The organism is Paracoccus endophyticus, assembly GCF_003286075.1.
In the GTDB taxonomy this organism is placed as follows: Bacteria; Pseudomonadota; Alphaproteobacteria; order Rhodobacterales; family Rhodobacteraceae; genus Paracoccus; species Paracoccus endophyticus.
The window spans coordinates 1-22644 of sequence record NZ_QLUV01000016.1 but is presented as its reverse complement, the minus strand read 5'-3'; the positions used below and the strand labels follow the sequence as shown (position 1 = coordinate 22644).

Sequence of the window (22644 nt, the reverse complement as noted above, 5' to 3'; positions counted from 1 at the left end):
CGTTCCCCCTTGCCGCACACGGCCCGCGCCCGTGACCCCGGCGCCGGGACGCTAGCGGTTGCCGCTGTCGCCGTCGTCCCCGCCATCGTTGTCCGTGTCGTGGGTGCCCGCGGCATCCTCAAGCCCGCTGGACGCTGCGCGCGTGATGCGCGGGTCCTGCGCCTCGGCGGGGATGGCCGGGCGGTTCGGGCCAGGGGGCGGCGGGGCGTCGCCCTGCCCCGCGCCGGGCGCGGCGGCCGGCGGCGGGACGGGCGCCGACCCCGCCCCGGGCGCCTTGGCCACGCCCGCGACCGGGGCGATCGCGTCGGGGTTCAGGATGCGGACATCGCGCGTCGCAAAGGGGATGTGGATGCCCTCGGCGGCGAAGCGTTCGATGATCTGGTGGCGCATCTCGGTCTGCACGCCGATGCCGCCGTTGATGTCCGACAGGATTGCCCGGATCTCGAAGTCCAGGCTGTCGGCGCCGAAGCCGACAAAGGCCACGACCGGGGCGGGGTTGATCAGCACCGTCGGCTGATCCTCGGCGATGTCGCGCAGGATCTCGGCCACGCGGCGGGTGTCGGTGCCATAGGCCACGCCGACCTTGACGATCACGCGGCCCTGCGTGCTGCTGCGCGTCCAGTTGGTGACATGCTGCGAAATCAGGTCCGAATTGGGGACGATCACCTCGGTCCGGTCGAACGTCTGGATCTGCGTCGAGCGGACCGAGATGCGCTTGACGTAGCCCTGCGCCTGCCCGACCTGGATCCAGTCACCGACCGAGACCGGGCGCTCGACCAGCAGGATGATGCCGCTGACAAAGTTCGACACGATGTTCTGCAGGCCAAAGCCGATACCCACGGACAGCGCGCCCGCGACGATGGCCAGGGACGACAGGTCGATCCCGGCCGAGGTGATCGCCAGCAGCCCCGCCAGGAAGATGCCGATGTAGCCAAGGCCCGACACCGCCGCATTCTGCGCCCCGGCATCCAGACGGGTGCGCGGCAGGATCGAGTTGCGGACCGCCCCCTGCACCACGCGGGTCACGAAATAGCCAAGGCCGAACACCACGACAAAGGTCAGGATCGCACCGGGGGACAGGCTGACGCCCCCCAGTTGCACGCCCCGGCGCAGCGCGGTCCACCATTCGGCCAGATCGGACGGCTGCGCCCCCCAGATCAGCGCGAACACCGGGATCGAGGCCAGCACCAGCGCAAAGCCGATCAGCACCGGCCCCAGCGCGTCGCGCGATGCGGTCGGGTCGCGCTTGGCCATCGCATAGAGGTCGGCGATGAATTCCTGCAGCAGGATGACCAGCATGACCAGCCCGACCGACAGGGCGACGGGCCACAGCAGGGCATTGGCGAAATTGACATAGCCCACCAGCGCCAGCACCGGCACGACCACCGCCGTGATGCGCGCAATGGCGCCCGTCGCGGCCACGACGCGCGGGCGGTATGTCTTGGCGTCCCGCCCGGTCTGCGGGGTGATGCGGGTGGCGCTGCGCAGGATGAACCCCAGCCGGTACAGCGCCAGCGCCCCCAGCAGGATGATCGGCAGGTGCCAGACCCCCGCCGCCGCGTCGCTGACGCGCATGGGAACGGTCGATCCGGGCGCGGGATCGGCGACATAGCGCCCCGACAGCGGCAGGATGGCCCGCCCGGCGACGTGATGCACCGCCAGCGCCACGGCCAGCAGGGTGCCCTGGAACCGGGCCTTGATCCGCTGCGGTTCGGAAAAGCAGATCGGCGGGTCGAAGCGCAGCGGAAAGAACCGCCACGACAGCCAGCGCCCGGCAAAGATGATCAACCCCGCGACCGGCAACGTCATCAGGATCGGGCGGCCCCAGTCGCCGACAAGGCCGGTCGCGTCCACCGCCCGCACCGCAAGATAGACCCCCGCGACCGGAATCGCGATCTGCGCCAGCGAGACGACGAACGTCAGCGCCTCGCGCGTGTGGTCGCTGAGGCGCAGGGCGAGCCGGCGCGGCAGCCCGTCCACCCAGCGCCGACCGAAGATCAGCAGCCCCAGCGCCATCGCCAGATAGACGACCGTCCAGATCATCCGCCCGCGCAGCAGGGGCGAGCCCCGGGCGTCCTCGATCCGGGTTTGGAAGTCGCCGGCAAACCCGCGGACCACAGCCATGCCGTCGCTGGCCGCCGCCCCCCAGCTGGACGGCAGCAGCGGCGAGGGGGTGATCTGCATCAGCGCCGAGGTCTGGCGGGTGCGCTGCAACTCGTCGATCGCCGTCACCAGGCTGGCGGCACGGCTGAACGCCTCGACCGCGCGCAGTGCCGGCGCCTGCAACTCGGCCAGCTGCTCGTTCAGAGCCTTGCGGCGGGCGGCCACGTCCTCGGCCTCGGCCTCGCCCTCGGCCGGGGCGGGCCCCAGCGCGGCGATCTGGTCCCTGACGGTGGCGATCCGCGGCGCGTTGATCGACTGGGCCGCCGCAAGACGGTCGCGCCATTCCACCACATCGCCGCGCAGCTCCAGCAGCTGTGCGTCGCCGATGCGTCCCGCGTCCACGGACGTTTCCGCGCGGTCGGCGAACCGTCCCCAGGCGTCATAGTCCACCTCGGCCGCGGCCTGCGCCTGGGCCATCCCGCAGGCAAGGGCCAGCCACAGCGCGGCCAGCAACGCAAGGATCGCGCCGCCGGGGCGGCGCTGCGTCATCGCCCGGGCCACCGCTCAACCCTCGGTCACGTCGGGCAGGTCGGCGGCGGGACGGTCCAGCCAGTGCGGCACCGGCAGGCCCTTGGCGCGCAGGAAATCGGGGTTCCACAGCTTCGTCTGATAGCGCGTGCCGAAATCGCACAGGATCGTCACGATGGTATGGCCCGGCCCCATCGCCTGCGCCATGCGGATCGCGCCCGCGACGTTGATCCCGGACGACCCGCCAAGGCACAGTCCCTCGAACTCCAGCAGGTCGAACACCATCGGCAGCGCCTCGTGGTCGGGGATGCGCCAGCTGAAATCAGGGGTCACGCCCTGAAGGTTGGCGGTGATCCGGCCCTGCCCGATCCCCTCGGTGATCGAGTTGCCGGGCGCGTCCAGCTGTCCGGTCGTGTAGAAGCTGTGCAGGGCCGAGCCCTCGGGGTCGGCCAGTCCGATCCTGACGCCGCGGTGCTGCAGGGCGTCGGCCACGCCGGCCAGTGTCCCGCCCGACCCCACCGCACAGACAAAGCCGTCCACCCGGCCGCCGGTCTGGTCCCAGATCTCGGGGCCGGTCGTCTCGGCGTGGGCGCGGCGGTTGGCGGTGTTGTCGAACTGGTTGGCCCAGATCGCGCCCTCGGGCAGCGTGTCGGCCAGGGCTTTGGCCAGTCGGTCCGAATAGCGGACATAGTTGTTGGGATTGCGATAGGGGGCGGCGGGAACCTCGACCAGTTCGGCGCCGGCGAGGCGCAGCATGTCCTTTTTCTCCTGGCTCTGCGTCTCGGGAATGACGATGACCGACCGGAAGCCCATCGAGGCGCCGACCAGCGCCAGACCGATGCCGGTGTTGCCGGCCGTGCCCTCGACCACGGTGCCGCCGGGGCGCAGCGCGCCGCGCGCCACCGCGTCGCGGATGATGTACAGCGCCGCGCGGTCCTTGACGGACTGGCCGGGGTTCATGAACTCGGCCTTGCCCCAGATCTCGCAGCCGGTCGCCTGGGACGCACGATTGAGCCGGATCAGGGGCGTGTTGCCGATCGCGGCCGCCAGATCGGGGGCCACGTCGCGGCGCGAAGGCAGGGCGGTGTTCATCGCAGGACCTTTCCTTGTCCCCCCGCTTTAACCAGCCAGCACCGCAGGCGACAAGTCGTCCCCGTTCACGACACGGCGGGGCCTGCGCCCGGCCGGCCCGGGTTCGACGGGACCGCATCGACACGCCCGGCGCGCAGCGCATCCGCCTGCCGGTCCAGCCACAGGGCCAGGATCAGCAGCGGCCCGTTGACGATGCGCCCGTCCAGCGCCATGCGCGTCAGCTCTGCCCGCGACACCAGATGCCCGCGGATGTCCTCGCCCTCGTCGGGCAGGCCGGTCACGATGGCGCTGTCGTCGGGCAGGTCGGCCACGCCGACGAACGCATACAGGTATTCGGCCGCGATGCCCGGTGTCGGATAGTGGTGCAGGGCCGCAAACATCGCGCCCAGGGTGACGCCGGCCTCCTCCTCGGCCTCGCGCCGTGCGGTGGACTCGGGCGTCTCGCCCGCGTCGATCCGCCCGGCCACGGGTTCCAGCAGCCAGGGCTGGCCGTCCCCTCGCACTGCCGGACCGGCGCGGAACTGATCGACCAGCAGCACCCGGTCGCGCACCGGGTCCCAGGGCAGCACCACCACCGCGTCGCCCGACACGAAGACCGCCCGGTCCAGCGGGTCCGACCAGCCGCCCCGGTGCAGGCGGTGGCGCAGGCGATGCTCCTCGACGGAAAAATGGGCGGCGTAGGCCTCGCGCCGGGACTCCAGCCGCAGGCGGTCGGCCTGGGCGGGACCGGGCGCCAGCGGTGCGCCCCGCTCGGCGCGGGCGCGCCGGCGCGAGGCCACCTGCGAGGCAATCATTGGCAACCGCCGCGCCAGTTCCGCGGTCGGGCGGTCCACAGGGCGCGCCAGCAGGTCGCGCGCCACCTCGGCGGCCAGTTCGGCAGGCCACGGCCCCCCGGCATCGGCCTGGGGCGCCGTGTCCCCCGCCGACACCCCCAGCAGCATGCGCCCGTGCCAGCGCACCGGGGCCAGCCCGGTGATCGCGGCATAGCGCGCCAGCCTGTCGCTGTCCTCGACCTCAAGCCCCGGCAACAGGTCGTCATGCTCGCCGATCGCGGGCCAGCCGTCGCGCGCGAGCCCCGCCCGCGCCCCGCCGGTCAGCCGGCCCGCCACGACGACGGGGCGGCCGGTCAGGCCGAGGGCCGCGGTCAGGGCCGGTTCGGCCAGCGGGCCGATCAGGGTCAGGCTTTGCGTCACGATCAGGCGTCCTTGGCGGTGGCTGTCACGGAAGGCTATGCGATGCACGGGCGGCCGAGGCCAGCCCCAGCGCCGCCGCGACATCGGTCAGCGCGGCCTCGGCCCCGCGGCCGACCAGCGCCGCCAGCTCGTGCGCGCCCGGCGTTGCGGTGGCGGCGATCAGAACCTCGACCTCGCCGTCGCTCAGCCCGGCGCAGGACAGATAGAGCAGCGCCTCGATCCAGCCCGCCAGTTCGGCGCGCAGCATGGGTTCCTGCGCGGCAAGCCCGGCGATCAACGCCTCGTCCGACGGCGGCGGGACCATCCCGCCCCCATCGCGCAGCCCGCGCAGCATCGCAAGGCTTGCATTCAGCGACAGCGCCACGGCCGGATCGACCAGATCCGCCGCCGCCGCCAGCCGGGTGATCTGCGCTGCACGGGGGTCGGCGCGGGCCGTCGCCTCGGCAAAGGCGGCGCGCGCGGCAGCCTCGGCGGCGGGATCGGCCAGCACCGTGCGGGCGGACAGCTGCAACGCCATGGCACGCCGGCCCAGGTCGCTTGTCCAGAACGCCAGCGCCTCGGCCAGCGACGCCGCGGGGGCGTCCGCGCGCGCGGCCAGCGCCTCGGCTATGCCGCGACGCATGCCCCGGGCGATGCGCCCGGGCGTCGCGATCCCGGCCGCGATCTGCGCCCATCCAGGATCGGGAATCCCCTTGGGCAGGGGCGACAACGGATCCGGCAGCCGCGCCATCTCGAGCGCGACGACATCCGCCAGCGCCCCGAGTTGCATCGCCACGGCTACCTGCTCGACGCTGGGCACCTCGGCCACGGCGCGCGGCAAGGGCTGGCCCAGCGGCGCGGGTCCAGGGCCCTGGGCCGCGGCGGTGGTCCCCACACCGGCGGCAAGCGCCACGGCCCAGACGGCGCCGCGCAGGACCCGCGCGCAGTGCCAGAGCGCCGCGACGCAAGCCCCGCCTGCCCGTTCTTTCCTCAGCCCGGCCATGCCGCTCCCCTTGCTCCGTGGCCCGCATTTTCCAAGATTGACCCTTGCGCTTCAACCCCTGCCCCTTTAAATGCCGCCCACCACACCAAAAAGCGCGGAGAGGTGCCGGAGTGGTCGAACGGGGCGGTCTCGAAAACCGTTGAGCCTTCACGGGTTCCGTGGGTTCGAATCCCACCCTCTCCGCCACTTGACCCCCAATATCCAGCAGGCATTGAGCGCGGCAAACGGCTGTGTCGCGCCTTGTGCAGCTGAAGGCGCCCCCCGTCGCGCTCGATCTTGACGCTCTCGTATAGCGCGGCGCGCCTAACGGGACACAGAGGCGAGCCCAACTGTGGCGTGTCGGGCTGAATTGCACAAAATTTCACTCTGATTTGCAGAGCGCCCGACCGTCTGGAAGGGCTGTCTGGCGGGATGGAAAGAGGCGCCCCGTCCTGGCACGGCGCTGCTCGCATGGCTCAGTCGTCCAGATCGAGAACGTCATGGACCGCGAGAACCCTGTAAATCTTCGGCCTGCCTCGCGCAGTCTCGACGTCGACATCGACGATGAAGCCTTTCTGGAACGGATTGCCTCCGTCCTCGAAGATCTCATCCTTGATCCGTTGCCCCGCGAAATCGGACACATATACAAGGGTTCGCGGCGTTTCGTCGATCCGCTCGATTATCCCCTTGTCCGAGGAGCGGCGACCGACTTTCAGGTCATCGACGCTGGACTGGTGCAGCGCATCAGGACATCCCAATGCCAGCATCCTGTCGGTGCTCGAAACGCTCGATGCCCTGATCATAGCGGGCGACATCGCCGACAACCGGCCCAGGGCTGGCCGAACTTCTTGGTTGGCTGAAGAATGCCATCGACCCGGGCAAGGTCTGGGTGATCCCCGGCAACCACGACTGGTATGGCTGGCGACTCGACGATGACGAGGGCCTACGCCAAATCGTCGAAGGCTGCGGCGTGAACTTCGCCCCAAAGCGCGTCATCGAGATCGGCGCCTATAGGTTTCTCTGCTGCAGGCTGTGGTCAGACTTCCGCCTGAGCGGCGACTTCATCGGCACCATGCGGGCCGTGCAGGATGGCCTCGCGGATTACGACCGCATTACCATCAGGGCCAGTCCACGCCAACGACATTCGCCCCCTCGCGGGCGAGCCGCCGCGCCGCGTCCCATGCCACGGGCGCAGCCCGTCACGATCACGGTCCTGTTGGCGAAGCGGCCGGGCACGAAGTAGTCATCGGGCATCGGCGCGACGTTCATGCGGCCGGGCACGTCAGGGTCTGGCGGGTTCCAGGGCGTGGCGTAATCCCGCAGCGCCGGCGCAGCCGCGACCCCCTGCGCTTTGGCCTGCGCCGGACCCAGCGCGCCGCCCCGCCTGCGGCCGCGTCCGGGGATGTCAGGGTGTCCCTGCGGATCATGGGCTTTTTCCTTTGTTCAGGGGAACGGCGCGGTGGCGAGCAGCGCCATCGCGTCGCGGATGAACTGAAGCCCGAGCGCCAGTTGCAGCACGCCGAAGACCGCGCCGAAGAGCTGGAGCGGCACAGGGCCGATTGCGCCGAGGATCGCCTTGGCGCGCAGCATCAGAAGCCAGTTGACGGCAATGAGCCCGAGGCCGAGCGCAAGAATGCCGAGCTTCGTCTCCCATCCCGGGAACGGCGTGGCGAAGATCAGCGGCACCGACACAGCGATCGGGGGAAACAGGCCGGGAAAGGCGATGGCCGCGGCCGGCGTGCGCTCGGGATCGAGCGGAGCGGCGGGGAGGGACGGCACGAGGAGCGCCTGCAGCGAAAGCGCCACCAGCACCAGGCCGCCCGCGCCGATCAGCACCGGAAAGGAACCCCCCCACGCCCCCAGCACCGCGTTGCCGATCAGCACTGTCAGCACGAAGGCGCCGGCGACGAGCAGCGCCGAACGGCCGGCAAGCGCCCGCACGCCGGACGCCGCGTCACTCTCGCCCACCTTCGAAAAGACGGCGATGGCGCGGATCGGCCCCATCGTCATGAACAAAAGCCCAAAGAGGGCGCCCCACGGCATCTCGGTCATTGCGCTCGTCCTCAGGGTGGCCGCGTGCCGACGGCAGATCGACTGTCGCGCACGGCAGGCCCCACAGGGGTAAAGCTACAGCGTCACCGGCTGTCTGGGGCAGGGTCCGCCTGCCCACCCTGGGCACCCTCCCCGAAAGCCTGCCCGGCCTGCCGCGTGGCATGTGCCTCGACCAGCGCCTCGAAGTCGGCAAAGAGCCGGGCGAGGCGCACCAATGCCCGCCGGTCGATCGCGGCGAGGTCGGTGCGGGCCGCGGCGATGCCGTCGGCCATGGCAAGCTGCCAGGCGGCCTCTCCCGTCCGAACAAGCCAGCCCTTCCGTTCCAGTGCAGCCAGACGTCGCCGGACCGTCTCGCGCGGGATGCAGGTGACGTCGGCGATGCGCGACGCGCTGATGCTGAGCCGCTCGGCAGGGATCGCGGCAGGGTCGGTTCCGGCCTTCACCGCGGCGCGGGTCGACCGGATGGTGACCTGCCCCACAAGCGCAAGCACCATCATCGACTGCAGGTCGCCCCGGAAGGTCCGGCTCAGGTCGGACAGGTGTTCGATGAAGAACTCCACCCAGCGATACTGGTAAGCCATGTAGTCGGCCTCGAAGGCCGCAAGAGCCTCGTCGGCGCGCCGGGCTGACCTGCTGCGGGGTGTCGTGTGCTTCATGGCGGCCTCCTCTGCCAAGCGCCCGGCAACGCGTGCCGATCCCGGCGCACGCTATCACGAAACCCGCAGCCCAGGGCGGCGACACGCGCGCGTATCAGGCGGGCGCGGCGCAGCCCCCCCGAACCGCAGGCCTTCGGCAGAGGTCACCGCCGCGGCGCGGTGGCCGCGAGGATCGTCATGGAGTGAACGGCGGCCGCCACGATCCCGGCGACGGCCGCGAGAATGGCGACCGCCATCGGCACACCGACGACGATGGTGCCGGCGAAACGCTGCCAGAGGACGGCTGCGGCGACCACCGCGCCGAAGGCAAAGAGGCCGTGCTTGACCACCAGCCAGAGCCCGTCGGGCAGGAAAGGCCGCTTGGGCGCCTTAAGCGTCACGTGGCCGATTGCGGTCAGGATCATCGCGAGCATGGTCGCGAGCAGGACGGCGGTGCCGAGGACGGTATGCTCTGTCGTGCCGACCGTGTCGGCCGAGAGCGCGACGGGTCCATGGCCCGCCATCAGGACCGCCTGGATCGCGCCGTTGATGACGGCGTTGGCAAGGCCGGTCATCGCGGCGCCCTTCAGGAGGGTCGCGGTTTCCGTGGGGTCATGGGTCGTGGATGTCATCTCGGGCTCCATCGTGCGGACAGGTCAGAAGGTCCAGAAGAGATGCGCCTGCACCGTCGTCCAGGGCTCGTCAGACCCGGGCGTGGCGTCGCGGATTGCCTTGCCGGGGCGTCCGGTCGAGGCGATGCCGAGCAGGAAGACGTCGCGCGAGAGCGCATAGCGCGCCGTGAGCGAGAACTCCTGCCCGAGGCGGTGGCTCGACAGCATCGCGAGGGCCGGATTGGCGCCCAGGTTGTTGAGTTCGAGCGCCCGGTGCAAATGCCAGTCGAACGTGAGGTTGAGCCGGGGATCGGGCTCGAGGTTCAGGCGGATGCGGTGCGTGCTGCGGTTCGCCGGGTTCAGTGCCTTGCTGATCGAGACGCCCTCGAGCCATTCCGACAGGCCGCCCGCATAAAGCGGATCGAACCGCTCGTAGGTCGCGGTGTCCGGGTCATCGCCGCTGCGCCCGGAATACCGATAGCTGAGGCTTGGCTTCCACGGCAGGTCGCGGGCGACATAGCCGACGGACGCATAGCCGCCCCAGGCGTCCATGTCGAAATCGTCATGCTTCTGGTGCGCGATTTCGCCCTCGATCCAGACGCCCGGTGCAACTTGGGGGTCGGCCCAGCGAAGATGGGCGGCAAGCGTGGTCAACCCGTCGCGCGTGCCGACAACACCGCCCGGGGCGGCATAGCGCGTCTTCGACTCGAGCGCGCGGATGACGGAGGCGTCGATCCAGAAACGGTCGGTGACGTTGTAGCGCAGGTTGGCGCCGGCAAGCACCGTGTCGCTCTCGAGCGGCTCGTATTCGTTGGGGTCGAGGTAGAAGGCGGTCGCCGTCCAGTCATCATACTTGACCGTGCCGATGGCGGCGAAATCCTGCGTCGTTCGCGGCGCAAGGTAGACGGCGGGCCGCGGCCCGGCATTCCATTGCGAGCCGAACTGGGAGATCAGGAACCCGTCGTTCAGGGTGAAGTTCTGCCGCCCGAAGGAGAGGTTGACGCTGCGCCGCCTGTCGTCGCTGCCCCAGAGCAGGCCGACATACGCTTTCTCCAGGTCGATGGAGGAGCGCGTGTCGCCGCGGAAGATGTCCTGCCCCACCGCGAGCGGCGCGATCGCCGTCGCGGCGCCGTAGAGCGCGACGTTCGAGTCTCCGAGCTGTGTGACGCCGGACAGGCCAAACTCGACATAGGCCTCCGCCCAGGTCGCCCGCGAGCCGGTTTGCGCGCCCGTCGCGGGATCTTCGACCAGCGGATTGCCGCGGGTGAAGACCTCTGGGTGGCCGAACCACGGGTTGCCGTCGGAATAGATCCCGACGCCGCCGTTCAGGTGAAAGCGCAGCAGGCTGTCCTGGTCCTGCCACAGGATCGGGAAGGCCGCGCGCCCGCCGCCTGCCAGCATGCCCGTCGGCCCTTCGGACGCGCCGGCCGGGGCAAGGGCGAGCGTCACCTCGACCTGCGCGCGTGAGGGCTCGACGGCGACAGCGCCGAGCCGGGTCTCGACCGACGCGACGCCGGCGAGCGCGCCGAGGCGCACCTGCGCGGTGTCGAGCGCGGATTGCGTCAATCGGTCGCCGGGCCGCAGGCCAAGGCGACGCCGCGCCTCGGCAAGGATCGCGGCATCGCGCGCCGCATCGCCGGTGGAGCCGGTCGTGCGCAGCCCCACCGAGTCCACGACCCGCGTGTCGAGCGCGGAGAGGAGCGGCACGCCACCCGGGCCGCCGAGCCCCGCGCCTGTCTCCTGCGCCGCCGCGGGGAAGGCGACCGCCAGCGCGGCGGCGCAGAGCGCGACACGCACGCGCAAGCGCCCCCTCGCGCTCATCGCCCGAAGAGCCTGTGCACCGAGCCGCCGCCGTGGACGTTGATGGTCTGCCCACTGATCCAGCCCCCGGCCGGCGAGCAGAGCCAGAGCATGGCGTTGGCCACGTCCTCGGGGCGGCCGGGGCGCCCGGTCAGGGTGTCGGGCTTCATCATCCGCTCCTGCATCTCGGGCGTGATGCCGGCATCGGCGTAGCCGGCCGTGATCACCGTGCCGATCAGGACCGAGTTCACCCGCACCTGCTTGTTCAGCAGATGCGCGAGCGAGACCATCATCTGGTTCAACGCGGCCTTGGCGGTCGCATAGGGCAGGATGTCGTAGGCCGGGATTGCCGAGGAGAACGAGCCCGAATTGGTGATCGAGGCGTTCTCGGCCTTCTCCAGGTACGGAAGGCAGGCCATGCTCATCCGGTAGGCGCTGATCGTGTTGAGCTTGTAGGACTCGAGGAACACCTCGTTCGGGATCGCCGCCGGATCGGGCTGGCGCTCGCCCCATCCCACGTTGTTGACCAGCGTCGAGATCCCCCCGAAGGCGTTGACCGTCGCCTTCACCACGGCGTCGATATCGTCGGTGCTGGTCACGTTGCAGGCCATGCCGCGGCACTCGGTGCCGGTTTCTTTCGCAATGTCCGCGGCGGTTTGCGCCGCCATGTCACCGTTGAGATCGGCGATCATCACCTTCGCACCCGCGCCCGAGAGCGTCTTCGCGATGCCCGCGCCGATGTTCTGCGCGCCGCCGGTGATGATGACGTTGTGGCCGTCCAGCCGAAATTCCGAAAAAGGGTCGTAGCTCATGATGATGTCCTTTGGTTTTTCTGGCGGGCGCCCGGTCAGTCGAGTTCCTGAAGGCCGCCGCCCGAGACGGTCAGCACCTGTCCCGAGATCCACGATGATGCCGGCGCGCACAGGAAAAGCGCCGCGTAGGCGATGTCCTCGGCCTCGCCGAGCCGCCCGAGCGGCGTGTGCTTCAGCATCGCCTTCTCGATGTCGGGATTGAGGACCGAGGCGAGCGCATCGGTCTTGATCGCGCCTGGGGCGATGGCGTTGATGCGGATGCCCATGGCGCCGAGATCAAAGGCGAGGTTGCGCGTCAGGTGGTTCACCGCGGCCTTCGACGAGGCGTAGGAGGCCATCCGCTGGTTCTTGTTCTCGCCCGCCATGGACGAGATGTTGAGCACCGCGCCGTCCCCGGCCGCGGCCATGTGCGGCGCGGCGAGTTGCGTCAGCCGGAACAGCGAGAAGACGTTCAGCTCATAGGCCCAGCGGAATGTGTCCATCGGCATGTCGAAGGGCTTCGGCCCGCCGCCGCCCGCGTTGTTGACGAGGATCGACAGCTTGCCGAAACGGTCGAGCGCGGTCCTGACCACCGCCTCGAGGTCGGAGTCCCTGGTCACGTCGCAGGCAAGGCCCACCGCCTCGCCCCCATCCGCCACGATCTCGGCGGCGACGGCCTCGGCGGTCTCGGCCTTGAGGTCGCTCACCACGACCGAGGCACCCGCGCCCGAGAACACCCGGGCAATTCCCCGCCCGATGCCGGCGCCGGCGCCGGTGACGACGGCCACATGGCCATCGAGTCGAAAAAGATCTGGGTCGAACATCGCTTCCTCCGGGCCTGATCTGGTGGCGCGAAAACTATCGCCGCGGCCATGCCCCGGGGTAGGCAGAACCTGCCCAGCCTGAGCACCCTCGTTGTCCTTTCCAGCGCAGGGCACGTCAGGGAGAGAGTGGAAAGGGACCGCAGCGGACGACGCCCGCAGACAGGAGGGATCTGGCGAGCACGCGTCCCGACGCGGGGCCGACATTGGCGGAGACAGGCGCACGGCGCTTCTCCTCGCCATGTCCCGCTCGCCATGTCCTGAATGTGCCTCGGCCTACACTTACCAGGTAGATGCTCTCCTGACCTGCCCTGAGTGCGGCCACGAATGGCAGCCAGGGGCGACCTTTGATGAGGGCTCGAAGGTGCGTGACAGCGTGGGCAATGTCCTGCGCGACGGTGACACGGTGACCGTGATCAAGGATCTGAGGGTCAAGGGCTCGTCGTCGGTCGTCAAGGTGGGCACGAAGGTCCGTGGCATCCGCTTGGTGGACGGTGACCATGACATCGACTGCAAGATCCCGGGCATCGGCCAGATGGGGCTGAAATCCCTGTTCGTGAAGAAAGTCGCCGACTAGGGCCGAGGAGTCGGGGGGCCCTGTTCCCTTTGCTGGGTGCCAGGACGCGGTGGTGCGCCTTGACGACATCGAGGGCCAGACAGAGGCGAGTGGCCAGTCGGTGACGCTGGCGCAGTTGCCCTTGGTCATCAACCATCACGGGACCAAGGCGATGACGGCCAGCGAGGATGGCCGCTTCCTGTATGACGGACGACCCGCCGGAGAGCCGGTCGACTTCGTGTCGGGCTTCCTTCAGGACGCAGAGAACACCTGCGGCCGCCCGGTCGGGGTGACGGTCTATCCGCGCGGCGCCGTGCTTGTGGTCGACGACCTGTCGAACACGGTCGGGCGGGTGACGCCCGACCAGCCGGTCGCGCCCGCGCCTGTGGTGACTGGGGCTGCGCCCCGGCCCGGGGCGACCCGGGCAGCATCCGGGGCCGTCAGCCCGCCATCGCCCGAGCCTGCCTCACGCACGCCTGCAAAGGTGCCCCGGGCGGTCCCACCTCCCATGGGACACCAAGGCTCAGATATCCACCGGTCGCAGGGCACCTCCATCGCTGAATAAGCCGGATAGCCCAATTCTACCCTGATCGAAACGGCCAGGATTAGCACCGTCGATCCCAGGCGTGGCTTGCCAACACTCTCGTCCGAGTCCCGGACAACAAGACCGCCAAGATTGATGAATTGCTGCCTTAGCGACGGAAGGGATAGCGGTCGGGCCGGACTGTTGCCTGCCAATCGTTAGGGGTGCCGTTCCGCAGGACGGCCTTACCGGACGGTTCAGTCGCGTTCGTCGCAGCGAAATCTGTCAGCCAAGGTCCTCGCGGCGCATATCGCAGCAGACGCCTTGCCAAGGAACGAATTTGCAGGCATCCTACAATGAAAATCCAGACGTGTTTGCTCTACCACTGTACTCTCTTGCGGGGGCGCAAATGGGAAATAGCTACGTCGACACCTTCTTCGCGTCTCAAAAGGCCCAAACATTCTTTTTGGAGGCCCGGAAACTTTACCCCGAAGCGTCGTGGGGCGGTAGCGTTCAGGTCTCGGATCCCGCTGCCATTGCCGCAGCTTGGTCCAGCGCCTACAGCAAACTGTCCAAAGCAGCCAAGATCGATCCATCGCTGGGCCAGTACGAAGAAAAATTGATTTTGAACAAGTTGGCTGCCTTCTTCAAGGCCGGTGCACAAGTCGAGCAAATCGGCGCCGCACTTCAAACCTCCTTCACTACTTTGAAGAATGCGTTTCCTGATCGTGCCGCCATGTTGGGCGGCAATCAATTCGTGCGCGACGCGGCGCTCAACTACGAAAGCGTCACACTCGAGGTCATGATGGCCACCGCGGCTGTGACAGAACGGGACGCGTGGCCTCGAGAGGGTGAGACGTTGGACGAGACATTTCAAAAGCTGTTCCTGCTTGAAAAGGCTGCCGAAGCCTTCGAGAAGGTGGACGATCCGCCAGCCGACATGCTCCTCAAGAAAGGAGACGCGCTCGACGCCTATCTGGAATACGCAGCCACCGGGATCGACGACACGCATCTTCCTGCGGCGCCGGACGGGAATACCTATATGGACTCGTTCGGAATCTCTCTGCAGAGCCTCCACCTTGCCACCATTCTGGAATCCCGGCTTGGCGCGATTGAGCAGATTGCGACGCTTCTGGACGGAATCGGCGCTGCCACGACCAACCTTGCCACTTCAGGAAGCGCCGCAGATTTGCAGTCAGCCCATTCTGGGGCCGAACTTACGATGGTTTTCGCGGAAGCGGCGCGAGGCGTTCTTGGCATGCCTGCGCGCGGCGGCAATGGCTCGCACAGCGGTTCGCCACATCCTTCCGCAATCACGGACCGCGAGGAGAGAGCCAGCGACGCCGTCCGCGATATTGTCGGAGAGCACGAAAACGACCCGAACGAACATGTGCTGTAGATGATCTGCACTGCAATCGGCGCTCGGCAAGCCTTGCTCAGCATAGGAGGATCCCAATGGCCGCGCTGCTCCCGGATACGACTGTCCTCTGGACGCCAAGTGGTCAGAGCCAGGTGCTCGACGCCAGGGCAGCCGCCGCTGCAGGACACCGAAGCGTTGATGGAAAGCTGCCTCCGCACGGAACCTACACAGTCGTAAAATACTACCGCTTGCGTATTCATCCGGTGAAAGGCAAAACCCCGGGAAACGTTCTGGTCATATTCGACGAGGCGGGCAATTTTGCACGGTTCGCATGGAATGAAGCGATGCAGGCCTGGAGCTCAGATCAGAGCGCGGTGGAATTCTCGGTTGCTGCCGGCTCGTATCCATTCAATTCAACGATGAAGAAGATCGTAGCGAATTCGGTTCGGCGCGCGCCGAGCCTCAGTCTCGCAAAATACGGTTCATCCGATCTGCCCAGCGGTGCCGATAGCGGCAGCTACTTCATCGAGGTCGCCTCTCGCCCCGGGCTCGACCAGGTCATAGACGTCAACCCGATACAGGGCACCTTCACTTGGCGACACGCCAACGAGACCGATGGTCTGCTGTTCCTGACAGCGCCCACGCAGCCGCCCGCCCCGAATGTGCCCGACACCAGTCAGTTCGGATACATCTTCCGTGATGGCATGGCTCAGGTCGCCCTGCCGTACTATGGTTTCAACCCGCGGAAGGTGCTCGTATATCCCGGCGGCGACCAGGGTATCCTGGGCTCACCTGGGACAACTGGCGTCGCCTACAAGGACAATCCACAGCAAACCTTTCACGGGCAATTGATTTTCAAGTTCCCACGATACGACTCCGGTGACTGGACGCGCGGCCAGGACCCGGAACGATCTCCCAATCTGCCGCTGGGTCTGACCTTGGTTACCATCGACGCAGAGATGGGAAATACCCACAACGCGATGATTTCCTCGCTCGAGGATACCATGCACTCATGGTCCGTGAGCCTTGGCTTGTCGGGCGGCGTAGAGAAGATGCTGACCGCGGGCGCAGATGGAACCTACTCCTCCAGAGTTGAGCAGCAGAAAAAGACCGAAAGCCGCTATAATGTCAGTCGAAATCTCGACATAAGATGGGTCGCCTCGATTTACACGCCTTCGATGACTCTGCATCAGCAGTTGGTCGACGCGATCAAGAGCCTCACGGCCAGCATGCTTTCGGAAAGTCCGCGTTTTGATCCCGCAGGCGGCGGCAAGGACCCGCTGCCGTGGGACAGTTTCACCATGCAGTTCGGATCGCACTACTGTCACACGATGACGCAAGGGTCCAACAGCTTCTCCGAAACCCGGTTATCGCTCTCCTCCGAAACCAAGGCGTTCGAGACAGGCGTTGACCTGTCGAGCAATGTGTCGGCGGGGATCGGCGAAGCTGGCAAGGCCGATCTCACTGTCGAGGTGAAGAACAACTGGTCATCGAAAAAGATGGATGAAATCTCGACTGAGGATATCACGTCCTTCGCTGTTGGCACCTCGTCGCCAGTAGCGATCTTTTTTGATCTGCGTCCGCTGACAGAATTGCTCGGTCCAGTCTATTTCGAGTTCAATCCCGATGACGAATGGGGTCGTTTCGCGCCCTTCGTCTGGTACGATCTCCGCTCCCGCCTCGCCGCACATCTCGAAACCCTGGGTCTGAATCAGCCGCTCGGCCCCGAATGGACGGTGGACTATACTCCGCGCCGCGTTCAGGTAACCGCGCCCAAGATTACGCTTACCCTAACCAAAGGCGGCATCGAAAGCTTGAACGTCTCGCCAGGCAGCATCACGCTGGGCGCCGCCGACGATCCGGCTGAAAGCCTGTATGGCGACCCGGCATTCCTGCTTGTCAGCACCGGACAGCAAAGCCTGGATTTTGCTGATCATGACGTTCCCTCTGACGGCTCATTGCTCGGCGCTTACGCGGGACCAACTTGCTTTATAGCAGTCAAGCCTGGTGAGACTTCAGTCAAAGCCAAAGTCGCGGTTTCGCTGAATATCTACGATGTCTACACCGACGCGACCGGCGAATGCGCCAGTTTCTTCCGCACCAAGATGGAGTTCACTCGGGACGTCACGCTGACATATGGTCAAACCGAAACTATTGAAAATGCGGATCAAGACTGCCTTTTGACCATGGAGCTGGTCGCCTCCGATATTGGCCCGCTCGTGAAGTCGTGATTCCGCCGCACATGTGCCGTCACCTCCATTAGCTTTGCAGTGGTGGAAATTTGTGTGACACATCAGCAGCCCGATTTGGCGGCTGAGCCAGGGCCGTCTCCGGTGCAGGAGCGCCATTCCCGGAATTTGAGCCGCGTCATTGGCGCCGCTGCCGCAGGGTCGAATACCTCTCAAGGGCATCGCTGAAGTCTCGATTGGACATACAGACGAGACGTCAAAGGCGGCCTTGAAGGTCATCCGCCGCTCCTCTTGCCCAGGGATGATCCGCTTGCACCTGTATTGGCACCCCTGAAGGCTTCTGGGTATCAAGGTCGTAGCTCAGCGCCGCAATGCTAGCACTCCTTCGGCAGTGTGTCGGGCACGACTGTGGCTGACACGGCTTGTGCCATCGACGTGGGCTGACCGGGCGCGGTGGCACGGGATGGACCTTGGCGGGGAGATCTCGAACGCTGGCTCGAACCAGGCGACGGGACCGCAAGCCCCCGCGTCGCAAGAAACCACCCCGCCCGCACCGGGCCTGGGTGCCGGACGATACGTCCGAACCCGGCGGCACCGCGCGCGGGTCTTGCGCGCCGCCCGCTCTGCGGATAGCCAGCGTCCGACGATGGGAAAACAAAGCAAGAACGGTGCCGGCCGCTCGACCCGGATCGGCTGGTTCGATTTCAAGGCGGCGCCGGGCACCGTCTACCTCATGCAGCCCGACAACGATCCCACGCTGTTCAAGCTGGGCTTCACGACCCGGCGCACCCTCGAGCGCCGGCGAGAGCTGCAACGCCGGGGCGACGGCAGGCTCAGGATCGTCTGCTCGGTGACCATGCCGCACGCCTATGTGCTTGAACAGCGGCTCTTGCGCCGCATGCGGGGTGGCTGGCGCTTTTTCCGGCGCCGCAGTTCGCCGCGCGGAACGGAATGGTTCCATCTGCGTCGCCGCGAGACGATTGCCGACATCCAGACTATGATGGAGCGTGAGGCCCGCCGCGTCCGGCGCGCAGCCCGCCTGCGCTTTTCATGGCCCCTCTTCGGCAGGATCACGCGCTCCTGACTTGTGCGGCAGGCCAGCCGGCCAAGGGACGCGACGCCCGGCAGAGGACGTGGCCCGCTAGACGTGCGTCGCGGGCCCCTCGGGGCGGGGCGCCTCGCAGCCGGTGTCGCAGCACTTGCCCGGCTGCTTGCCCACGCGCCGCCCGTCGTCCACAAGGCCGCGGTCGAGCAGGCTCTCCACCAGCTCCACCTTTTCCATGACCGGGTAATTGCGCCAGATCTCGCGCTTCATCGCCTCGGGCGAGCCGCCGCCGTGCAGCGAGATCACGGAATACCAGCCCGCGTTGTCCGAGACGGTCAGATCCTCGATGAAACGGGCCACCTCGGCGCGCTGCTCGAACGGGATGTCGGCCCGCCCGCCCATCACCGCGGCGATCGAGGCGGCGGTCTCGGGGTTGTGGTCCTCGTCCGGTCCCGGCAGCGCCACGATCAGCCCGCCCGAGACGTAATGCGCCACCCGGTGCATGTCGTAGATCTTCGTGGCCAGCAGCAGCTTGCCGATGTTGGAAAAGACCGGGTCCGGCATGACCGACCCGGCCGCATCCCTGGTGCAATAGACCGATGAGGCCACACCGCAGGCGTAGAAGCTTTCGGTGATGGTGATCAGCTCGACCATCTGATCGCGGATATGGGCGTGTCGATCCGCGTCGAGCCCGTTCGCCTGGATCATCAGCGCCCCGGCCCCGATCAGAAGGTCGCCAAAGCCCGCGCGGGCCCCGATGCAGGACTGGCGGTGATGGGTCGCGTAGGAGGTGGTGAGGACCCCGCCCTCCTCGGTCTCGCCCGCCAGGAACACGCGGTCATGCGGCACGAAGACGTCGTCGAAGACCACCATCGCCACGGCCTGCCCGTATCTGGCCGAAAACTTCGCCGCGGCGTTGCCCGGCTGGCCGGCGGGACGCGAGATGATCGTGACGCCCGGTGCGTCGCAGGGAACGGCGCAGCAGACGGCGAAGGCGCTGTCCTCGGGGATATGCGTGCGGCAGGGCATGACGAGGAACTCGTGCATGTAGGGCGCGCCGGTCACGATGGCCTTGGTGCCGCGGATGACGATGCCGTCCGGGCGGCGTTCCTTGACATGGACATAGACGTCCGGGTTGACCTGCCTGCCCGGCCGCAGAGAGCGGTCGCCCTTGGCGTCGGTCATCGCCACGCCCAACGTCAGGTCGCGGTCCTGGATGTCGTGCAGATAGGCCAGGAACCGCTGGCCGTAGTCGGTGCGGTGATTGGCATCGGTCAGGTGCGTCGCCTGAAAGATCGCGTTCAGCGCGTCGTGCGTCAGATAGCGCTGCGCGCAGCCCGAGGTCCTGCAGACCAGCCGCACGGCCTCCAGCTTGTCCAGCAGGTCCTGCGAGGTCTCGTTGATGTGCAGCATCCGGTTGACCGTCTTGCCCGAGGTGCCCTGCCGCGCCGTCATCACCCGTGCGTGCTGGTCTTGCAGGGCAAAGTCATAGGTCACGCCGACCCCGGCAATGCCGGGCGCCAGCAGCGGCTCGTCCGCGACGCTGTCCACCGCCTGGCCGCTGACGAAGACGCGCGGTTTGTAGGCCCGAAGCGAATTTCGGTAGTCGGCGGCCGACATGAGCATGGTGAGTCCCTTCCCTTGCCCTGAGAATTGAACGGCGTTAGAATTTCTGTCAAGGACGGGAGAGGACAAGGTGGCAGAGCGACAAACCCGGCGGGCGCTGGGCAGCGAACACAAGCGTGCCCTGATCCTTGAGGCCGCGCGGCAGGTGTTCGCCGAGGAGGGGCTGGACGGCGCGAGCCTGCGGGCCATCGCGCTTCGGGCCGGCTATACGCCCGCCGCGCTGTATTTCCACTTCGACTCGAAAGAGGCGATGTATGCCGAGGTGCTGCACGGCTCGCTTGTGGCGCTGGGCACGGCTGTCGCGGAAAGCGTCGCGGGCACGAACACCCCGCAGCAGCGGCTGAAGACCGCCGCCATGGCGTTCTTTGGCTTCTATGCCGAGAACCCGCGCGACCTGGACCTGGGATTTTACCTGTTCCGGGGCGGCATGAAGCCGGCCGGGCTGGGGCGCGCGCGCGACGAGCGGCTGAACGCCGCGCTGGAAGCCGCCCTGCGCCCGATCGCACAGGCCGCTGTCGCCCTTGGCGCCTCATCCGACCGCGCCAATCTGCTGATGGTGGATTGCTTTGCCCATGCGACGGGGCTTTTGCTGCTGCTGCACACCGGACGCATCCGCATGTTCGCGGCGTCCGCGCCCGAGTTGATGGCCGCCTATGTCGATGAGCGCATCGACCGGCTGGTGAAGGGACAGGACCATGATGACCCTTGATCCCGGCCGCTCGCTGCTTCTGGTCATCGACGTTCAGACCCGCCTGATGCCCGCGATCCAGGGAGGCGAGGCGGCGGTCCGCAATGCCCGGCGGCTGACCGACGCGGCAGGGCTGATGGGCATCCCGACCCTGTTCACCGAGCAGAACCCCCAGGGCCTCGGCCCCACGGTGGACGACCTTCCGGTCCCGGCGGGGCGGCGGGTTCACAAGCAGTTCTTCGATGCCTGCCGCGAGGATGGCTTTCTGGACCGCATTCCCCAGGACGCCCATGTCATCGTCGCCGGCTGCGAGGCGCATGTCTGCGTCCTGCAGACGGTGCTGGGCCTGCTCGCGGCCTCGCGAAAAACGTGGGTGGTGTGCGACGCCGTCGGGTCGCGCCACCCCGACAGCAAGGACGCCGCGCTGGGTCGCATGGACCGCCACGGCGCCGAGATCGTCACGACCGAGATGGTGGTCTTCGAATGGCTGCAGACCGCCGAGCATCCCCACTTCCGACAGGTCGTGGCCCTGATCAAGTGACGGGTGCGCTTGCCCTGCCCCTTGAGGATTGGACCGTCTGACGCTGGAGTTTTCGGCTATCCTTTCTGGTGGCCACTGAAGAAGGGCGCTATCCCCTCCCTCAGCGGCGAGGTTGAGTCCGATGATCGGCATGTCGGTTTTTCGGATGCAGGCCATTCCCAGGCAGTCGGCCATGCCCGAAAGCTTCCGCCGCCGAACTGGCCGGGCGGTCCAAAAAAAAGGCGGCTTGCGTGATCTGATGGAGCGGTTCATCTGCCGCCCGAGGGGGTTTGACAAGCCCCGAATTTCCCGACGCAAATCGATACCCCCGGTTCAGGGGGTCAGGCAAGTCAACCATTCGATTTCATTGGAAGGCGGCAGCCCGTAGGGGAGGCCCAGATAGAAAAAAATCACAAAAACAAAGGCAGTGTGTCCCATCCCAAGGACGAATAGGTAGCGGTAGGAACAATAGGTTAGCATGGGGGTGTCCCACGGCACTCCGGCGTGAGACACCGCGAGAATGCGTGCAACCTCACGGTCGCCCCCTGCCCTTTCTATGGTCAGGAGATCACCGCTACATGTCGCTGCCGGATTGCCGTTTGGTCTTCACTATGATGTCGGCCGTTGGATCGTTCATCCAGCCCCGAGCTGACCGGGAAGCAATCCAGCCCCTCGGGTCATTCAGAAGATCGCGCGCCGTATGCATAGCGAGAGGATCCAACTTGACCTACCCTCTTCTTGGTATTTTGGCCTGCTGCCGGTTTCGTGGACACGACAACAGGATCGTGACCAAGGGACTACGTCGAGAGCTTCTACAATCCGCAGCGACGCCACTCTAAGCTGGGATATCTCAGCCCAGTGGCGTTCGAAGCCCCTGCTATGCAAACTTAACCTGGTGTCCACGAAACCGGCAGCAGGCCACAGTGGCACAAGTGCCGTCAGGAGGTGCTATCCAACCCATTATCAGAGCCCCGCGCGGGCCTGATCCGGAGTGATGCAGGTCGCGTGTATTTCCCGTCAGGATGGGCGCGGCAGGGCGAGGACTCCTGCGGGAGAGCCTCTTGCCTGAGCTGCCTTGTGACCTATCGTTGGAAAAGTGAAGACCCCGGACTTCGGTCCGGGGTCTTGTTCATGGTGCCCTTGGCCGGTTGGGCAGCGGCGGTCAGAAACGGAAGCCGACTAGGGCCTGGGTGCTTTCGCCGGTCACGCGCACACCGACCATAGTCCGGTCGAAGGTGAAGGTCAGAACGGCGCCGTAGTTGACATCATACTCGGTGTCCGGCTCTGTGTCGGCCCAGCACTGGTAACCGAGAACGGAATCGGGGCAATCGGCGAAGGACTCCCGCATGCCGATCAGGACCGCGGCATCGGTCTTGAAGCGGCCAGTGTCAGCGAGATTGCGACCGAGCAGCAGGTTGAAGGATGTAGCCTGCTTCGGCTCGTCATCCATGCCCCGGCTCTGTTGCACAAATCCCTTCCGTGATTCATGTCGTGAGTCCGGTATGGTAGCTGGTCGGCATGAGCAGACTCACACGCCTGACCTACAAGAC

At 67.0% G+C, this 22644-nt stretch carries 21 protein-coding genes and 1 tRNA gene; 9 read left to right on the top strand and 13 right to left on the bottom strand.

The window, feature by feature from the left end; genetic code table 11:
• Positions 1–51 precede the first annotated feature (51 nt).
• The 4 genes from DPQ23_RS13715 to DPQ23_RS15480 form a co-directional block, all read right to left on the bottom strand.
• On the bottom strand, positions 52–2652 hold the full coding sequence (locus DPQ23_RS13715) for a DUF3772 domain-containing protein (protein ID WP_205961469.1): 2601 nt from the start codon (positions 2650–2652) through the stop codon (positions 52–54).
• A 15-nt stretch (positions 2653–2667) separates the two neighbouring features.
• A complete protein-coding gene (locus tag DPQ23_RS13710) occupies positions 2668–3723 on the bottom strand; it encodes a cysteine synthase A (protein WP_112875355.1) in 1056 nt (351 codons plus the stop codon).
• Between the two features lie 65 nt (positions 3724–3788).
• Complete coding sequence (locus DPQ23_RS16090; protein ID WP_112875354.1) at positions 3789–4916, bottom strand: NUDIX domain-containing protein; 1128 nt, start codon at positions 4914–4916, stop codon at positions 3789–3791.
• Positions 4917–4941: 25 nt separating this feature from the next.
• Complete coding sequence (locus DPQ23_RS15480; RefSeq protein ID WP_162630753.1) at positions 4942–5898, bottom strand: DUF2059 domain-containing protein; 957 nt, start codon at positions 5896–5898, stop codon at positions 4942–4944.
• 96 nt (positions 5899–5994) lie between these two features.
• Between DPQ23_RS15480 and DPQ23_RS13690 the strand changes: the two genes are divergently transcribed.
• A tRNA-Ser gene (locus DPQ23_RS13690) sits at positions 5995–6084 on the top strand.
• Positions 6085–6353: 269 nt separating this feature from the next.
• On the opposite strand, the gene DPQ23_RS13685 is transcribed toward DPQ23_RS13690, so the two are convergent.
• Positions 6354–6644, bottom strand: a complete 291-nt coding sequence (locus DPQ23_RS13685) for a hypothetical protein (RefSeq protein ID WP_162630752.1) — start codon at positions 6642–6644, stop codon at positions 6354–6356.
• A 122-nt stretch (positions 6645–6766) separates the two neighbouring features.
• On the opposite strand from DPQ23_RS13685, the gene DPQ23_RS13680 reads away from it, so the two are divergent.
• Positions 6767–7120, top strand: a complete 354-nt coding sequence (locus tag DPQ23_RS13680) for a metallophosphoesterase family protein (protein WP_112875351.1) — start codon at positions 6767–6769, stop codon at positions 7118–7120.
• 200 nt (positions 7121–7320) lie between these two features.
• Here the strand turns inward: DPQ23_RS13680 and DPQ23_RS13675 are convergent, their stop codons facing one another.
• The 6 genes from DPQ23_RS13675 to hdhA all read right to left on the bottom strand — a co-directional run bounded on the left by DPQ23_RS13675 (position 7321) and on the right by hdhA (position 12590).
• The gene (locus DPQ23_RS13675) at positions 7321–7929 is read right to left on the bottom strand and encodes a MarC family protein (RefSeq protein ID WP_112875350.1); all 609 of its coding nucleotides are present in this window, start codon (positions 7927–7929) and stop codon (positions 7321–7323) included.
• Positions 7930–8012: 83 nt separating this feature from the next.
• Positions 8013–8585, bottom strand: coding sequence for a hypothetical protein (locus DPQ23_RS13670; protein WP_112875349.1), 573 nt, complete (start codon positions 8583–8585; stop codon positions 8013–8015).
• Between the two features lie 143 nt (positions 8586–8728).
• Positions 8729–9196 carry a hypothetical protein gene (locus DPQ23_RS13665; protein WP_112875363.1) on the bottom strand — a complete coding sequence of 156 codons (468 nt, stop codon included), beginning with the start codon at positions 9194–9196 and terminating at the stop codon, positions 8729–8731.
• A gap of 24 nt (positions 9197–9220) precedes the next feature.
• Positions 9221–10972 carry an alginate export family protein gene (locus tag DPQ23_RS13660; RefSeq protein WP_240602790.1) on the bottom strand — a complete coding sequence of 584 codons (1752 nt, stop codon included), beginning with the start codon at positions 10970–10972 and terminating at the stop codon, positions 9221–9223.
• Between the two features lie 20 nt (positions 10973–10992).
• Positions 10993–11787, bottom strand: coding sequence for an SDR family oxidoreductase (locus DPQ23_RS13655; RefSeq protein WP_112875347.1), 795 nt, complete (start codon positions 11785–11787; stop codon positions 10993–10995).
• Positions 11788–11822: 35 nt separating this feature from the next.
• A complete protein-coding gene (gene hdhA / locus DPQ23_RS13650; RefSeq protein ID WP_112875346.1) occupies positions 11823–12590 on the bottom strand; it encodes a 7-alpha-hydroxysteroid dehydrogenase in 768 nt (255 codons plus the stop codon).
• Positions 12591–12828: 238 nt separating this feature from the next.
• On the opposite strand from hdhA, the gene DPQ23_RS13645 reads away from it, so the two are divergent.
• The 5 genes from DPQ23_RS13645 to DPQ23_RS13625 all read left to right on the top strand — a co-directional run bounded on the left by DPQ23_RS13645 (position 12829) and on the right by DPQ23_RS13625 (position 18299).
• Entirely contained in the window at positions 12829–13164 is a 336-nt protein-coding gene (locus tag DPQ23_RS13645; protein WP_112875345.1) for a zinc ribbon domain-containing protein YjdM, read from the top strand.
• Positions 13165–13216: 52 nt separating this feature from the next.
• Positions 13217–13708 (top strand): hypothetical protein, encoded by a 492-nt coding sequence (locus tag DPQ23_RS15760; protein WP_205961468.1) that lies wholly within the window; start codon positions 13217–13219, stop codon positions 13706–13708.
• Positions 13709–14006: 298 nt separating this feature from the next.
• Entirely contained in the window at positions 14007–15065 is a 1059-nt protein-coding gene (locus DPQ23_RS15475; protein WP_162630751.1) for a hypothetical protein, read from the top strand.
• Positions 15066–15121: 56 nt separating this feature from the next.
• Positions 15122–17257, top strand: coding sequence for a hypothetical protein (locus DPQ23_RS13630; RefSeq protein ID WP_112875343.1), 2136 nt, complete (start codon positions 15122–15124; stop codon positions 17255–17257).
• Between the two features lie 565 nt (positions 17258–17822).
• The gene (locus DPQ23_RS13625) at positions 17823–18299 is read left to right on the top strand and encodes a GIY-YIG nuclease family protein (RefSeq protein ID WP_162630750.1); all 477 of its coding nucleotides are present in this window, start codon (positions 17823–17825) and stop codon (positions 18297–18299) included.
• A gap of 57 nt (positions 18300–18356) precedes the next feature.
• Here DPQ23_RS13625 and DPQ23_RS13620 read toward each other — a convergent pair whose 3' ends face one another.
• On the bottom strand, positions 18357–19886 hold the full coding sequence (locus DPQ23_RS13620; RefSeq protein WP_112875341.1) for a 4-hydroxyphenylacetate 3-hydroxylase family protein: 1530 nt from the start codon (positions 19884–19886) through the stop codon (positions 18357–18359).
• A gap of 70 nt (positions 19887–19956) precedes the next feature.
• Between DPQ23_RS13620 and DPQ23_RS13615 the strand changes: the two genes are divergently transcribed.
• Complete coding sequence (locus tag DPQ23_RS13615; RefSeq protein ID WP_112875340.1) at positions 19957–20595, top strand: TetR/AcrR family transcriptional regulator; 639 nt, start codon at positions 19957–19959, stop codon at positions 20593–20595.
• Entirely contained in the window at positions 20582–21115 is a 534-nt protein-coding gene (locus tag DPQ23_RS13610) for an isochorismatase family protein (RefSeq protein ID WP_112875339.1), read from the top strand. The genes DPQ23_RS13615 and DPQ23_RS13610 overlap by 14 nt, the downstream gene beginning before the upstream one ends.
• Positions 21116–22256: 1141 nt before the next feature.
• Here the strand turns inward: DPQ23_RS13610 and DPQ23_RS13605 are convergent.
• Entirely contained in the window at positions 22257–22544 is a 288-nt protein-coding gene (locus DPQ23_RS13605) for a hypothetical protein (RefSeq protein ID WP_112875338.1), read from the bottom strand.
• Between the last annotated feature and the right edge of the window lie 100 nt (positions 22545–22644).